Source organism: Duganella phyllosphaerae (genome assembly GCF_001758785.1).
GTDB classification, from domain to species: domain Bacteria; phylum Pseudomonadota; class Gammaproteobacteria; order Burkholderiales; family Burkholderiaceae_D; genus Rugamonas; species Rugamonas phyllosphaerae.
This window is the reverse complement of the sequence record NZ_LROM01000093.1, coordinates 148,451-163,312: the sequence shown is the minus strand read 5'-3', so window position 1 is coordinate 163,312 and position 14,862 is coordinate 148,451. Positions and strand designations below refer to the sequence as shown.

Annotated in this window: 9 protein-coding genes; 3 read left to right on the top strand and 6 right to left on the bottom strand. The window is 60.0% G+C overall.

The genetic code is table 11. The features are described 5' to 3' along the window. Positions 1–521: 521 nt before the first annotated feature. Positions 522–1,451 carry a glycosyltransferase gene (locus tag DUPY_RS16900; RefSeq protein WP_167359076.1) on the top strand — a complete coding sequence of 310 codons (930 nt, stop codon included), beginning with the start codon at positions 522–524 and terminating at the stop codon, positions 1,449–1,451. 63 nt (positions 1,452–1,514) lie between these two features. Here the strand turns inward: DUPY_RS16900 and DUPY_RS16895 are convergent, their stop codons facing one another. The 5 genes from DUPY_RS16895 to DUPY_RS16880 all read right to left on the bottom strand — a co-directional run bounded on the left by DUPY_RS16895 (position 1,515) and on the right by DUPY_RS16880 (position 7,513). Continuing rightward, entirely contained in the window at positions 1,515–2,330 is an 816-nt protein-coding gene (locus DUPY_RS16895; RefSeq protein WP_070249552.1) for a 2OG-Fe(II) oxygenase, read from the bottom strand. A 77-nt stretch (positions 2,331–2,407) separates the two neighbouring features. Continuing rightward, positions 2,408–3,868, bottom strand: coding sequence for an undecaprenyl-phosphate galactose phosphotransferase WbaP (wbaP, locus tag DUPY_RS16890; protein ID WP_084640752.1), 1,461 nt, complete (start codon positions 3,866–3,868; stop codon positions 2,408–2,410). A 264-nt stretch (positions 3,869–4,132) separates the two neighbouring features. After that, positions 4,133–4,489 carry a diacylglycerol kinase gene (locus tag DUPY_RS16885; protein WP_070249550.1) on the bottom strand — a complete coding sequence of 119 codons (357 nt, stop codon included), beginning with the start codon at positions 4,487–4,489 and terminating at the stop codon, positions 4,133–4,135. A 91-nt stretch (positions 4,490–4,580) separates the two neighbouring features. Then, positions 4,581–4,832: a hypothetical protein gene (locus DUPY_RS27285; RefSeq protein WP_071651659.1), complete on the bottom strand. Its 252-nt coding sequence runs from the start codon at positions 4,830–4,832 to the stop codon at positions 4,581–4,583. A 140-nt stretch (positions 4,833–4,972) separates the two neighbouring features. After that, positions 4,973–7,513, bottom strand: coding sequence for an alpha-L-rhamnosidase-related protein (locus tag DUPY_RS16880; protein WP_229255402.1), 2,541 nt, complete (start codon positions 7,511–7,513; stop codon positions 4,973–4,975). Between the two features lie 346 nt (positions 7,514–7,859). Between DUPY_RS16880 and DUPY_RS16875 the strand changes: the two genes are divergently transcribed. Then, entirely contained in the window at positions 7,860–10,604 is a 2,745-nt protein-coding gene (locus DUPY_RS16875) for a TonB-dependent receptor (RefSeq protein ID WP_070249549.1), read from the top strand. Positions 10,605–10,843: 239 nt separating this feature from the next. Continuing rightward, positions 10,844–12,262 (top strand): mannose-1-phosphate guanylyltransferase/mannose-6-phosphate isomerase, encoded by a 1,419-nt coding sequence (locus DUPY_RS16870; protein WP_070249548.1) that lies wholly within the window; start codon positions 10,844–10,846, stop codon positions 12,260–12,262. 92 nt (positions 12,263–12,354) lie between these two features. Here the strand turns inward: DUPY_RS16870 and DUPY_RS16865 are convergent, their stop codons facing one another. Then, positions 12,355–14,814 carry a TIM-barrel domain-containing protein gene (locus DUPY_RS16865; RefSeq protein WP_070249547.1) on the bottom strand — a complete coding sequence of 820 codons (2,460 nt, stop codon included), beginning with the start codon at positions 14,812–14,814 and terminating at the stop codon, positions 12,355–12,357. Positions 14,815–14,862 lie beyond the last annotated feature (48 nt).

Sequence of the window (14,862 nt, the reverse complement as noted above, 5' to 3'; positions counted from 1 at the left end):
AGGGTCGGGTCTATTAAAACGCGTTTTCTTCCTCTCGCAACAGCTTTCTCGGCACCCGGTATGGAGGTCTGCAACTGTTATGATTCCGTCAATTACGTCGGCAGTGGCGTGAGAGTAGGCGTTTAACACTGCAGCCGGCTGCCAGGATGGCTCAGGATCTGGCAAGAATTCCGGCGTTTTTGTAGCGCCCATTTTACTGAAGTAAAGAGTAGTACCCAAGCTTTAAGTCGTGCAATTGAGGAACTATCCGCGACCAACGCAATATTTGATTCGAATCGTGCGGTGAGGTCCGCTGCAGCCCTCAACCGTCGTAGTAAAAGCGACAGGCGTGTGCCGCTTCTGCAGGGTGCAGCGAATTTTGCCGCAGGATGGTGGGAGTGTGCCATCATAGTGAATTGCGTCACCCTGGTAGTAGCGTAGGTCGCCCTTGCATCGCCTAATTGTGCGGACAGATGACGATGCTGACATGCGCGGGGCAATGTGCGTTATTGTATTTTAATATTTTAATAATATCAGTTGCTATGTTGAATCAAAAAAAAGTAGTTGTTCTATTGGCATGCCGCAACGGCCAAAGCTGGATCAGGGAGCAGCTCGACTCCATACTCGCGCAGCGGGAAGTCAACCTGTCGTTGCTGATCCAGGACGATAATTCGTCCGATGATACCAAAAAAATTATTGCGGAATATGCCGACGCACATCCGCGCAGGATCCAGGTGTTCTTGAACGAAGTGGGCACCGGTTCCGCCGGCGCCAATTTCAGGAAGCTCATTGCCAGGGCCGGGGTGGCGGACTGTGATTATGTCGCGCTGGCCGACCAGGACGATATCTGGAACCTGGACAAGATGGCGCGTGCGATTGCCGCCCTCGAACAGTCCGGTAGCCACGGTTATTCTGCTGCAGTGCAGGCATTCTGGCCCGATGGCCGGGAGAGCATCTTGCCGCAATCGCCCCATACGCGCACACTCGATTTCATCTTTGAGGGAGCGGGGCAGGGGTGCACGTTTGTCTTGCCAGTGGCGACATTCCGCCAGGCCCAGCAGTTCTGCCAGCAATATGGCGCGCAGCTGACAGGCTTCCATTTCCATGATTGGCTGATCTATATCCTGGTCCGCACAGCTGGTGGTCGCTGGTATTTCGATCCGGTGCCGGCGATGCGTTACCGTCAGCACGAGAATAACGATATGGGGGCACGCGGTGGCCTCAGCGGGTTGCATCGGCGGGTTGCGCTGATCAAGCAAGGATGGTATACCCAGCAACTAACGCTGGCATTGAAAGTGTTTCAAATGGCAGGCGGCAAGAATCTTCACGCCCAAGTGCTGGAAGCCACGCTGCAGGCAGCGCCGTCGCGTTCGCGCCGGGTGCGATTGGCATGGCTGGTCGTTTGCCATGGCCGCCGACGTTTGAGTGATCGTTGTGTGCTCAGCCTGTTTGCGTTGCTCGGCTGGTTCTAACCGATTGCAGCTGCAGATCCCATCAGGCCATCCTGGGGTGGCCTGATGCGGTGAGTATCCACCTCACTTCTTGTACACGTGTTTGTTTTCGACGATGCCTTTTTTGAACACTTTACGCACTGCCATTCGCAGCTTGATATCTACCTTGAGCACAGCGTCGCGTACTTTCTGTTCCGGGCGACCGCGGAACGACGTGATGTGGAAGCGGTCGGTGGACTTCAGTGCGGTTTTTGAGAAATAGTAGTTCGACACGCAGCAACGCGCCTTTCCTTCAGCATCGATCGGGCTTACCGAATGCCATGAGCCGTCATGGGTCGCCATCACCGCCAAGCGGTTGAATTTGCTGTGGATGGTGGTTTGGGCGGAGTCAAGTCCGTTCGGCCACAGCTCGAGGTTGCCACCGAAGTTCTCTTCCCATTGCGGTGTAACGTAGTACAACAGATTCAGAACGCGCCATTGATCGCGGTCCTTGTCGTGCGAATTATCCAGATGCGGGTTCAAGTAGTGCTTATTGCCCATCAGGGAGATACCGCCCGCATACAGGTGTTCGTCCGGGTTCAGGCTCTTGATGCTCGTAATCTTCGATACCAGTTCTACCACCCGCGGATCCTGGAACGCATAAATCGTTTCCTCCAGAATCGGGTTGTAGTTGTTCATCTGGGCGGCAATATACTTGTACTCTTTGAGGCTCTTCTTCAGGCGCATATTGCTGCCATCCGGGAAGCATTCGTAGATAGTGCGTGCTACCTCTTCGGGCAGCAAGTCGTCGATATAGAAGTAGCCAATCGCAGGCTCGGACTGATCGTACATTTTCTTCATCGATGTCAAATTAGCCTCAAGCTTTTGAACAATGATGTCCGCAATTTCTGTTCTGTTCATAGTATTCCATACGATTAATAATGACAAAGCGCCCGACTACAGGCGCAAAGTGGGCCATTCCTGGCTAGATTGGCTGGCTAGTAAGCGCCTTCCTTAACCACCAGTACTTTGAAGGTCCTGATCAGGATCACCAGATCTGTGAATATCGACCAGTTCTTCACGTACCAGACATCAAGATTGACGCGGGTTTCATAGCTGACGTCGTTGCGACCGCTGGTTTGCCACAGGCCCGTAATGCCTGGGCGTGCTTCCAGATAATACTCGACCTGATCGCCGTAGCGTTCAAGCTCGGCCTGGATCACCGGGCGTGGGCCTACCAGGCTCATCTGACCTTTGAGCACATTCCACAGCTGTGGCAGTTCATCGAGACTGGTCTTGCGCAGGAAGCGGCCGATCTTCGTCACGCGCGGATCGTTTTTAAGCTTGAAATCACGCTCCCATTCTTCGCGGGCCGCAGGGTCGTTTGCCAGCAATTCCTTCAGCAGCACATCGGCGTTCACTGCCATGGTGCGGAACTTATAGCAAGGGAAAGGCACGCCGTTCTGGCCGACGCGCATGTGGCCGAAGAACACGCCGCCCCCGCCACCCAGCTTGACCTGGATCGCCACCCACAGGAACAACGGTGACGTCATGGCCAACAGAATGGCGGAGCAGAACACATCAAATGCGCGCTTGAGCATTTGCGGACCGCGCTGAGCCAAGTTATTGCGCATGCCCAGCACCATAATGTCGTGCGCAAAAAAATGGTTGATCGACATGCCGTGTAGCGGCAAGCCGCGCAACGACGGCACGATTTGCAGGTTTGGACAGTCGCGATTCAATTGCTGGATCAATGTTTGCGAAGATTCCATCCCGCCCTGATCGAGCGCCAGCACCACGTGCGGAGAGCCGAGCTGTTTAAGGGTGATGCCGGTTTGTGAACCAAGGTGCAGGCATGGCACCGAGCGACCGCGGCGATCGTGATATTGGGCCGCTGTAGGAGCGCTGCCTGGCAGGTCCAGGAACGCGATCAGGTGGTAGCCCATCAGGCGTTCGGCTTCGAACACGCGCGCGGTTTCGCGTGCGTTGGCGCCGGTGCCGACGATAACCATCGGACGGCTCCAGCTACCGTTCCGCAACAAGGTGAATTTCAGGATTGCGCGCAGGCTCAGCAGAATAATAGGTGCCAAGGTCCACTGCAACAATGGCAACAGGCGGGGCGTTTCCAATCCGCTGAAAAATGCCAGCGCCACTTGGGCCAGCAGCAAGCCGGCACACGCGTGCAGCAATTCGCGCACTTCGCGGGCATAAGGCTTGCGTTTGCTGTAATGACCCTGGGTCCAGAAAATCACCAGTGCCAGCGGCGAGAGGTATAACGATGCCAATGCGCCATTGATGCTGGCAGCGGCCGAGATGTCCATAAGCAGCATCAAGGCATGGGTAAGCGCGGTGGTCAGCGCCATCGCCAGCAGGTCGCTGCCAAGAAGCAAATTTCGCTCGGCAACCTTACTGGCATGCCATGCCTTGCTCGGCAAAAGGAATGCGTCTATGGGCTTCATGCGTTGCTACCCCCGGCAAAAAAGAAATTTACGCCGGAATTGGCGGCTTGTGCGCGCGTTGCATGTTGCTGGCTACGACGGCCTACGCCGCTGGTGTGTGGAATCACGGTATCAAATACGATCATGTGACCGCTTCAGTTTGTTGTTGAAAAAAGAAATTTAAACGTTAAGGCATTGTACTTGTCGTGGGCAGCGTCCGCAATTTCGCTCATGTAACATTCTTTATTTGTTAAGCGAGCGATGTTGCGGCGCAACACGTCTGTGTCAAATAGCAAATATTTCGCACAAAAAGCATGTGAATAAAATAACGCCGGTGATGCTTAGTAGCAGTACAGCGCCTGCTGCACAGTCTTTCGCCAAACCGATGGCGGGGTGGGGGCCGGGATGCAAATGGTCGAGCGCATGTTCGAGCGCGCTATTGAACAACTCGGCGGCGAGTACCAGGCCGCAATTGAGCAACAGCAGGGCCCACCAAATGGGGGCGGGGCGCAGCCATAGCAGGGTGATGACGACACCCACGGCGGCGACAGACTGCTGGCGCATACTCATTTCGGTGCGCCATGCACTTATGATGCCATGCCACGCAAACCCGAGGCGCCTGTAGAAGGGCTGGTTTTTCATGGGGAAAACAAGAAAACAGCGGCCGGCCCAAAGGGCCGGCCGCAGAAACGGATTATTACCGTACAACGTGGCACGGTAACAACCGCAGTAATTAACGAGCGTGGTGGCTGGTAGCGTGGTGGGTGGTGCCGGAGTTCGAATCCGAAGCAGCAGCGCCAACAGCTGCTACGGCTGCGCCGATAGCAACCAGAGCGCCGGTGCTCAGGCCAGCGGTGCCGGCAGCGCCAACGCCAGCTGCTGCTGGAGCTGGTGCTGGGGTTGGGGTGGTCGCAGGTGCGGTTTGAGCGAAAGCTTGGCCAGCGGCGAATGCCAGAACTGCGGCGGTGATAGCGATTTTTTTCATGTTGGTCCTTGAAGGTGAGTAAAGAGACATCTCGACTACGATAAACATTGTACCGGCTTTTATTCATCAATCAATTGGAACTGAAGAATAATTTCCAAATTGCAAGTGATTATTGATAACTCGATGTGGTTTTTACGCTATTACTTATTTTTTTGCAACACATTGGCGGTTTTGCCGTGAGATTGCACCGCGGTGCGTGCGCCAGGCAGCGACGGCGCTGGCATGATGTGCACCCCCTGGAGATCGGCGCGGTTCAACGGTCCTCTGATGCCGCCAGCGTCTCCATATGTGGCATTGCTCTGCAAATAGCTCATGTTATAGAAGTCACGCAGTTCGAATTGATAGTTTCCGGCCTTCAGGCTGACGCGCAATGGTGTCGAATACGACGATCCGGCGCGTTCCGGTGAGTGTGGCATTTGTACTACACCTCCAGTCACCTCCCGCCCGGTGCGATCCTTGAGTGCCAGCCATTTGACGCTGCCGGTGATGCCAAGGTTGATCTGGTGCGCGGTATTGCGATATAGCAGTTGCAGTACATATGCACCGCCGCGGGTGATGCGAATGTTGTGCACGGCGGCGCCGATGGTCTGGCCGGCTTGAGCACACATCGGCGCGCTGTGGTGACTGCGGTTGCCTGAGCTGGTGTACACGGCTTCCACCGCGTAGCACGCGTTGCCGCCTTTGACCGGTACGCGGTCGGTCCAGGTGCTGGCGGTCAGGCCCTGCGCCACCGGTTGGCCGTCGCGGTAAATGTTGTACACCACGCCTGTGCTGTCACCGGGGTAGGTAATGCGTACTGTCGGGGTTCCGTTGGCATGGCTGGTGCTCATGGTGGCGGCCGGCTCGAACGGCGCGTACAGCGCGGGATCGGCCTGGTTCGGCTTGCCGTCCACGCGGCGGATGACTTGCTGGCCCGGCAACAGCTGGCCCAGGCGGATCTCGATCAGGTTGTCATCCGCCAGCGCCGACCAGTCCAGCGCAGTGCCGGCAGGCTGGCCGTTCACCGTGACGCCGTCAATGGCGTAATAACCCTGGCGGCCGGCCGGGGCGGTGGCGACAGGTGGCAGCAGCAGCCGAACCTGCAGGCGCTTGCCGCGCAGTTGCAGGTTGTTCAGGGTAGCCGTGTCGGTGGCGCCCAATGCTACGCGGCGCAGCTTGGCGGTCACGAACGGATGCAGGACGATGCCGGTATCGGTGGTGCGCACGCCGAAGATCTCACCGACCACCATGCCGAGGTAGCCCCCGATCGACCACAGCATCTGGCGTGAATTGACGACCGGCCCGCTCAGGTCCGCTTGCGCCTGCTTGTCGGCCAGCAGCGGCTCGCCGGACAGCCATTCGAAGTTTTCCATGTTAGACAGGTTGAGCGCGGCGCCGCGCAGCAGCGTGTCGTAGGCGGCGTCGGCCACGGCCACGTTGCCGGTCATGGCGGCCGCGCGCAGGCCGTGCGCGGTGACGAAAGGCCACATGGCGCGGTTGTGGTATATCGACACGCCCTGCTGTTGCGGGAAAATCACCGGCGCCCCCATCGGCCCGTGCGGGTAGTGGGCCAGGATGCTTTGCGCCTGTGCGGTGTCGGCGATGCCGTGGATGATGGCCAGCGACTGTCCCAGCCAGTCGTACTTGTAGAGCGCCGCGCCGTCGAAATGGCCGGCGGTCAGGCTGCTGTACATGCCGGCGTCGGCCTGCCAGAAGCGGCGGTTGATGGCAGCCTTGAGGTCGGCAGACCACCCCTGGTAGCGCGTGGCCACTGCCGGCACGCCTTGTTCGCGCGCGAGTTTGGCAGCCAGGGTGAGCGCCTGGTAATGGGCAACGTTGGTGGACAGTGCTTTGGACGTAGCCATGCTGGCGAGGTCTGTGGGAATCCAGGCGGCATAGCTCTGCTCGCGCCAGTCGAGGAACGATTGTTCGCCGGTGTACAGCCCGTCGGCCTGGTCGAAAGCGGCCAAGCGGTCGTTCTCGAGCGTGTTACGCAAGGCTTTCAGGGCCGTGACGGCGAAGTCCTGGCGCTCGGCCGGTGCCAGCGCCTTCAGGGCCTCGTCGGCGCCGAATGCCCAGCTCATGCGGTCGGTGCTGACCGGCCAGCTGCCGCCGCTGCCCGTATCCTGGACGATTTGCAGGCCGTCGGCCGTGCCGGCCACGTCGGGGCCGGGCGTCACCCCTTCGCGGTAGCCGGCCAGTTTGAATTCCAGCGAATTGCGCACGCGTTGCGGGTCGAGCATGGCGAGCGACAGCGCGGCCGCGTACGACAGATCGCGGGTCCACACGTAGTGCCACAGCTCGCCGGTCTTGAAGCAGTTGCAAGCGATCGGCTGGCCGCCGTTGTAGCTGCCATCCTGGATCTGGCTCACCGCGTTACGCTGCATTTCCGTGCCCGCCAGCGCGAACAGCGCGTCGAAGGCCAGATTGCCGCTGCGTACGGTAGGCATCTGCGCTGTTTCAGCATAAGTGGTCTTCTGCTTGCCGTCGAGAGTCTCGCCCTGGCGCACCCGCTGGGTGGTGGTTTGCGTGTAACTGCGCAGCGCGGCGTCGGCGTCGGGCGTCGCGTAGCGCACGGTGTTGTGGTGGCCGTCCCAGGCGGGGTAGGTGGCGGCGCCGCTGGCGGGGGTCTGCGCCAAGGCGGGCAGGGCCAGGGACAGGGCGGCGCCAAGCGCTCCCCATTGCAATTGTTTGGCGTTCATCAATGTTCTCCGTTGCCGCTCATGGTCTTGCTCCACGGCGATTTTATGAAACACGGCTTTCTGACATTTGCTTTCAGAAATATGTGATTTTTTATAGAAAAATGTAGTTCTGCTACAGATGTCTGTACGAATCATTGTAGCTGAAATACAACGAGAATCGTTGCGTGCACAGTGAGGCCTTACGTAGCGCCGCTCTTAAACTGTAGCTGGCAGGAAGTTCAATTGACATTGAATCTAGTTTTAGTACAAAATTCGCTCCGGAACGTCTTTAGAACGTTATTTTTCTTGGTTCTCATGTAGTCGCTGACTACAGGGAAATTATCAGTGTCGTGTAGAGGGGACATCAATGAGTATCTTCGCCAACCAGCGCAGCGCAGCTGCCTTCCAACTCAATCCGGTCGCAGCGGGGTGCGCGTTGTTTGTCGCCGCCTTCGCCATGCCGGCTTTCGCCCAGAACGCGCCTGCCGAGGAAGCTCCGGCCGCAGCCCAGGCGCCGATCGCCTCCGTGGTCGTGTCCGGTATCCGTCGCGGTATCGAGGACGCCATCTCGGTCAAAAAAGATTCGAATTCCATCGTCGAGGCGATCTCCGCCGAAGACATCGGCAAGCTGCCCGACGTCAGTATCGCCGAGTCGATCTCGCGCTTGCCGGGCCTGTCGGCCCAGCGCGTGGCCGGTCGTGCCCAGGTGATCAGTGTGCGCGGCCTGTCGCCGGACTTTTCAACCACCTTGTTGAACGGCCGCGAGCAAGTCTCCACCGGCGACAACCGCAGCGTCGAGTTCGACCAGTATCCGTCGGAGCTGATGTCGGGCGTGACCGTGTACAAAACTCCGGACGCCGGCCTGGTCGGTCAGGGTCTGTCGGGCACCATCGACATGCAGACCGTGCGTCCGCTGGCGTTCTCCGGTCGCACCGTGGCGCTCAATGCACGTGGCGAAAAAAATTCGCTGGGCAAGATCGGTAACGCCAAGGACACCGGCACCCGCTTTTCGGCCAGCTATATTGACCAGTTTGCCGGCCGCACCATCGGCGTGGCACTGGGCTACGCTCGCCTGGAAACCCCGATCCTGTCCAACGAGACCGGCCTGTACGAGCCATGGAAGCGCGATGCGCGCAATGGCCTGCCAGCGGGCACGTTTGCCTCGAACGGCATCAAGGCGGTGGCCCGCAGCGGCCGTAACGAACGCGACGGCCTGATGGGCGTGTTGCAGTACCGTCCGAACAAGCAATGGACCAGCATCGTCGACGTGTACGCGTCGCGCTTCAAGGCTGAAGAGACCGCCAACCAGCTGGAAATCTCGCTCGAGCAGTCCGAGTCCAACTACAACCCGGTCACTGTCAACAACGGCACCATCGCTGGCGGCACGCTCAACAACGTGCGTCCGCTGGTGCGCGGCATGTACAACAAGCGCAAGGACGATATCCGCGCCTTCGGCTGGAGCAACGAGTACAAGTCGAGTGACTGGACCATCTTCGGCGACGTCAACTACTCCAAGGCCAAGCGCAACGAGACCGGCCTGGAAAACAATCTGCAGTACAGCAATGGCGGCGCATCGGCCATCCTGGACAAGGTCAACCTTGGATACGGTAACGGTGGCTACTCGCAGCTGACGCCTGGCCTCGACTACAGCAACTCGAACAACCTGTACGTGGGTAACACCATCTACGGCTCCGGTTACGGCAAGGTGCCGAGCGTGGAAGACGAACTGAAAGGCGCCAAGCTGACCGCCAATGTGCGTGCCTCGGGCGACCTGGAAAAAGCATTCTCGAGCTTTGATTTCGGCGTCAACTACGCCGACCGCAGCAAGAGCAAGCGCCAGGCCGAAGGCGCCATCAACCTGGTCGGCGGTCCGGTGGTCGTGCCGGGCAACCTGCAATATGGTTCGGTCGACCTGGGCTTTGCCGGCGCCGGTTCGATCCCGACCTGGAACGTGCCGGGCTTCGTCAGCCAGTACATGTCGTTCCTGCCGAGCGAAGACCTGACCTACCTGATCCCGAAAGCGTGGACCGTCAACGAAAAGGTCATCACGACCTTCGCCAAGGCCAATATCGAGGCGGAACTGTCGCCAGCGGTCAGCCTGCGCGGTAACATCGGCGTGCAGATGCAAAACACCAAGCAGTCGTCGGACTCGCGCTACCTGGACAACACCAAGACCGGCGCCAACCAGATCCAGCCTATCCACGATGGCAAGAGCTACACCGACATCCTGCCGAGCATGAATCTGGCGTTCGGCTTCGAGGGTCAGCAAACCGTGCGCGTGGCCCTGGCCAAGCAACTGGCGCGTCCGCGCGTGGACCAGTTGCGCTCGGCGCTGGAAATCAACGTCGACACCACCAAGGGCGAACCGAACGCCAGCGGCGGCAATGCTCAGCTCGATCCATGGCGCGCCAAGGCGTTCGACATTTCGTACGAGAAGTACTTCGACAAGAAGGCCTATTTTGCTGCAGCGGCGTTCTTCAAAAAACTCGACACGTACATTTTTACCCAGACCCGTCGTACCGATTTCTCGAACTACTTCCCCGCAGATTTCGTGATGACCAATGGCCTGCCCCTGCGTTCGCGCATCGGTGACTACAGCGCTGCCTACAACGGCAACGGCGGTATCCTGAAAGGCGTGGAACTGTCGGGCTCGATGCCGCTGAACATGCTGACCAAGACCCTGGACGGCTTCGGTGTTTCGGCTAGCGCCACCTACACGGACAGCAAGATCACGATCGAAGATCCGAGCGGCAGCATCGGCAACAACATCCCGCTGCCGGGTCTGTCCAAGCGCACGACCAACCTGACCGCTTACTACGAGAAGGATGGTTTCGAAACTCGCGTCAGCCAGCGTCGCCGTTCCGACTTCGTCGGCGAGATCGGCAACTTCTCCAACGACCGCGCGCTGCGTTATGTCGTCGGTGAAAACATTGTCGACTTCCAGATCGGCTACACCTTCAATAGCGGTGCGATGAAGGGCGTGGGGCTGGTGCTGCAAGTGAACAACCTGCGCAACGCCGCGTACGAAACCTACAACGGCGACCGCGCCCAGCAGCTGGAATATGCGAAATACGGCCGTACCGTCATCGCGGGTATGAATTACAAGTTCTAAGTTTTACACTGCTGTCTCCGCAGTATGTGGGCCTCCGCCGGGAAACCGGCGGAGGTTTTTTCCGTTCTTCGCGCTTGCGGGATGGCACTGGGTCAATGCTGGCGGTTGCAGGCTATATAATAGTGCGGCATTGAGTAAGACTCGAAAGCAACATTGCAAGATTATTGAATTAACCATGGTACGGGCCGCAGCAAGCAGGGTGTCGACGCGGTGTTCGTAGCTCAGAAAGAGATTATCACTTGAAAATTTATCCAGTCATTTTGTCCGGCGGCGCCGGTACCCGTCTATGGCCGCTGTCGCGCGCGATGATGCCCAAGCAGCTGTTGCCGCTGGTATCGGATCGTTCCATGCTGCAGGAGACGGTATTGCGCTTGCCCGAGGGCGCCACGATGGCCGCGCCGCTGATCGTTTGCGGCAACGAACACCGCTTCATGGTCGCCGAGCAAATGCGCGAGATCGGTGTTACGCCGCTGGGCATCATGCTCGAGTGCGTCGGCCGCAACACCGCGCCGGCGGTGGCCGCCGCAGCCCATTTCCTGCTGACCCAGGATCCCGATGCAGTCATGTTGGTCCTGCCGGCCGACCACGTCATCAATGACCGCGCCGGTTTCCATGCCGCCATCGCCCACGCGGCCGAGTTGGTCAACGATGGCGCGCTGGCCACCTTCGGCATCGTGCCGACCGGCCCCGAGACCGGTTATGGCTATATCCGTCGCGGAGACGCTGTGGTAGCCGATTCCGGCAGCTACAAGGTCGACCGCTTCGTCGAAAAGCCGGACCTCGCCACGGCGCAGGGCTTCCTGGCCGACGGCGCGTATTACTGGAACAGCGGCATGTTCCTGTTCCAGGCACAGACGTATCTGAACGAACTGCGTGCCTTGCAGCCGGCCATGGAAGCGTCTGCCGCAGACGCCGTGCGCCTGGCCTACCGCGACCTCGACTTCTGCCGCCTGGACGAAGCGTCGTTTGCCGCGTCGCCGTCCGAATCGATCGACTACGCTGTGATGGAGCACACCCGCCGCGCGGTGGTGGTGGCTGCCGACATCGGCTGGAATGACGTCGGTTCCTGGTCGGCGCTGTGGGACGTGGAAAAACACGACGCCGACGGTAACGCCAGCCGTGGCGACGTGTACCTGGACGGCGTGACAAACAGCCTGGTGCGTGCGGAAAGCCGCATAGTGGCCGTCATCGGCGTGCAGGACCTGGTGGTGGTGGAAACCGCCGACGCGGTACTGGTCACGCATCGCGATCACGTACAGCGCGTCAAGAAAGTGGTCGAACACCTCAACGCCGACGACCGCACCGAGCACCTGCACCACACCAAGGTGTATCGTCCATGGGGCTCGTACGAAGGCATCGACATTGGTGAACGTTTCCAGGTCAAGCGCATCACGGTCAATCCGGGGGGCAAGCTGTCGCTGCAAATGCACCATCACCGCGCCGAGCACTGGATCGTGGTCAGCGGCACCGCGCGCGTGACGTGCGGCGAAAATGTCACGCTGTTGTCGGAAAACCAGTCGACGTATATTCCTATCGGCATGAATCACCGCCTGGAAAATCCGGGCAAATTGCCGCTGCACCTGATCGAAGTGCAGTCCGGTAGCTACCTCGGTGAAGACGACATCGTGCGTTTCGAGGACGTCTACCAGCGCGCCTGATCGCTGATTGCTGACAGTTGTAGAGCTGTAGTTCGGCAGCATCGAGCGCTTCACACTTCTTTGGGTGTGAAGCGCTCGATGCGTTTACAACGTCACAAGGTCACCACCACGCTGCGTGCCGCTGCCGCATTGGCGGGCAAGGTCACCGTCAGCAGCCTGGCCTGGGCATCCCAGCCAAAGGCGGCGGCCTTGCCATCGACCTTGACGGCGGCAGGCCTGTTTGCCACGTTATGCACGCTGACGTCGAAGGCGCGCGGCTGGCGGGCCTGCTGCTTGCCCAGTTCCGACGCCACGCTCAAGCTCAAGGTGCGGCCTTTGAACACGCTGGCGAAACGCAGCAGCTCGTACTTGCCATGCTCGTAGGCCTGCGCGGTGGCGCCGTCGTCGTCGTACAGCTGGCCGCTGCCGGCGGTTGCCGCCGCATCGTGGTAGTAGTGAAGGGCGATACGACGGGTGCTGTAGTCGCGCGTGGTTTGCACCACGGCCGTCATCGGGATGAAGGCGCCGGCGCGCACGTACACCGGAATGTGGTCGGCCTTCAAAGCCACGGTTTTAGTGGTGCCGCCGGCATGGCGTTCGCCGGTATAAAAATCGAACCAGGCGCTGGTGGCCGGGAAGTACACGTCGGCCGTCTGCGCCCCCTTGGTCATCACCGGCGTGACCAGGAAGTCCTTGCCCCACAGGTAAGTCGATGACATCGACTGCGCTTTCGGATTGCCCGGTTCTTCGTACACCATCGGCCGCATCAGCGGCAGGCCGCGCTGGTTGTTCTCGAAGCCGAGCGTGTAGTTATACGGCAGCAGCGCGTAGCGCAGGCGGATCGCCTGGCGCGCCAGCGCTTTCGTCGCCGCATTGCGGTACACCGGTTCCGATGGCACTTCCTCCTGCGCGTGCGGGCGGAACACCGGCTGGAATACGCCGTACTGCAGCCAGCGCGCATACAGTTCGTCGTCCTCGACCGGGTTGGCAAAGCCGCCCAGGTCCGAGTGCATATAGCCGGCGCCCTGCATGCCCATCTGCAGCGCGATCTCGGGCTGCGACTGCAAACCGCCCCAGCTGCGATCGACATCGCCCGACCACGGGATGATGCCGTAGCGCTGCGTGCCCGAGTAGCCGGCGCGCATCAGGATGAACGGCCGCTCGGTCGGGAAGTCCTTCTGATAGCCCTCGGCCACCAGGCGCGCCCATTGGTGGCCGTAGATGTTGTGGACTTCGTCGGCGCTGCCGGTGGCGTGGCGCATGGCGGTGGGGTGCAGTTCGGGCTCGCCCAGATCGCCCCATACGCCCTTGACGCCTTGCTGGCGCAGGCCCTTGTAGATGTCCCATAGCCAGTCGCGGCCCGGGGCGCCGAAGATGTCGATCAGGCCGGTGTGGCCGAAGAAGAAATCGTACGACAGCGGCTTGCCGTCCGGCCCGGTACCGAGGATTTTTTTATCGACGGCCTCCTGCCAGCGGCTCGACGTATTGACGATGAACGGTTCCGAGATCACCACCGTCTGCACGCCTTGTTTTTGAAAATCGGCAATCATGCCGGTAGGGTTGGGGAAGTTGTCCTTGTCCCAGGCCAGGTTGCCCATGGTGCCTTTGACGTCCTTGCCGAACCAGTACAGGTCCATCACGATGGCGTCGAGCGGGATGTCGTCGAGCGCAAACTGGTGCACTGTTTTACGCGCCTCCGCCTCGGTGTGATAACCGAAGCGCATGGCGAAGTTGCCGAAGGCCCAGCGCGGCGGCAACGGCTGCTTGCCGGTCAGGCTGGTGTAGTTGCCCACCACGTCCTGCCAAGTGTCGCCGGCCACCACCTGGTAGGTCTTGCGCCCGCCGATGGTTTCCCAGGTCAGGGTGTTGTCCTTCTTGCTGTCGAAATCGAGGTAGCCGGTTTGGGCGTTGTCGAAGTGGAGCGCGTACAGTTTCGACGACATGGCGATCGGCATGCCGTAGTTGAGCTGCTTCGACGTGGCGCCGTAGCCGTAATCGGCCTTGTTGTACAGGGTAAAGCGGTTGCCGCGCCGGTTCATGCCCACGGCGCGCGCACCGGCGCCATATAACGCCTCGTCGGCGTCGAGTGCGAATTCGATGGCGTCGAGCTCGCGCGCTTCGCCCTTGTTGATATCCTTGCTGCCGGTGGCGACGTCGTCGCGCACCTTCAGAAATCCGCGCTTTTCCGCCACCAGCGGCTTGCCCTTGTAGGTGTAGCTGATGCGGAACGGCGACTTGGTGATGGTGGCGGCAATGCCGGACGTGGCGTATTCGATGCGATCCCCCTTGTCCTGTGCGGTGGCCTTGACTGCTGCGGGGGCGAGCACCACCGCGTGCGAGGCAGGATCGTAGCCTTCGCCGGCAGGAATGAAGGTGGTTTCCAGGATGGCGGCGGAGTAGGGCTTGATCACGTAGCGGCCGTCGCTGGTGCGGATGTCGAGCTGGCCGCTGGCGGCGACCATCGACTCGAAGGTGCGCTCGGCAGTAGCAGCAGCCGCTGCCGGGGCCAGCGCCAGCGCCAGCACCATCAGGGGCAGGCCGGCGGAGAGTTGAACGAAGGAATTGCGTATCATGTCAGTGTGGAGTCTCGTCGTTGTGTTGTTTGGCTACATTTGGCGTCA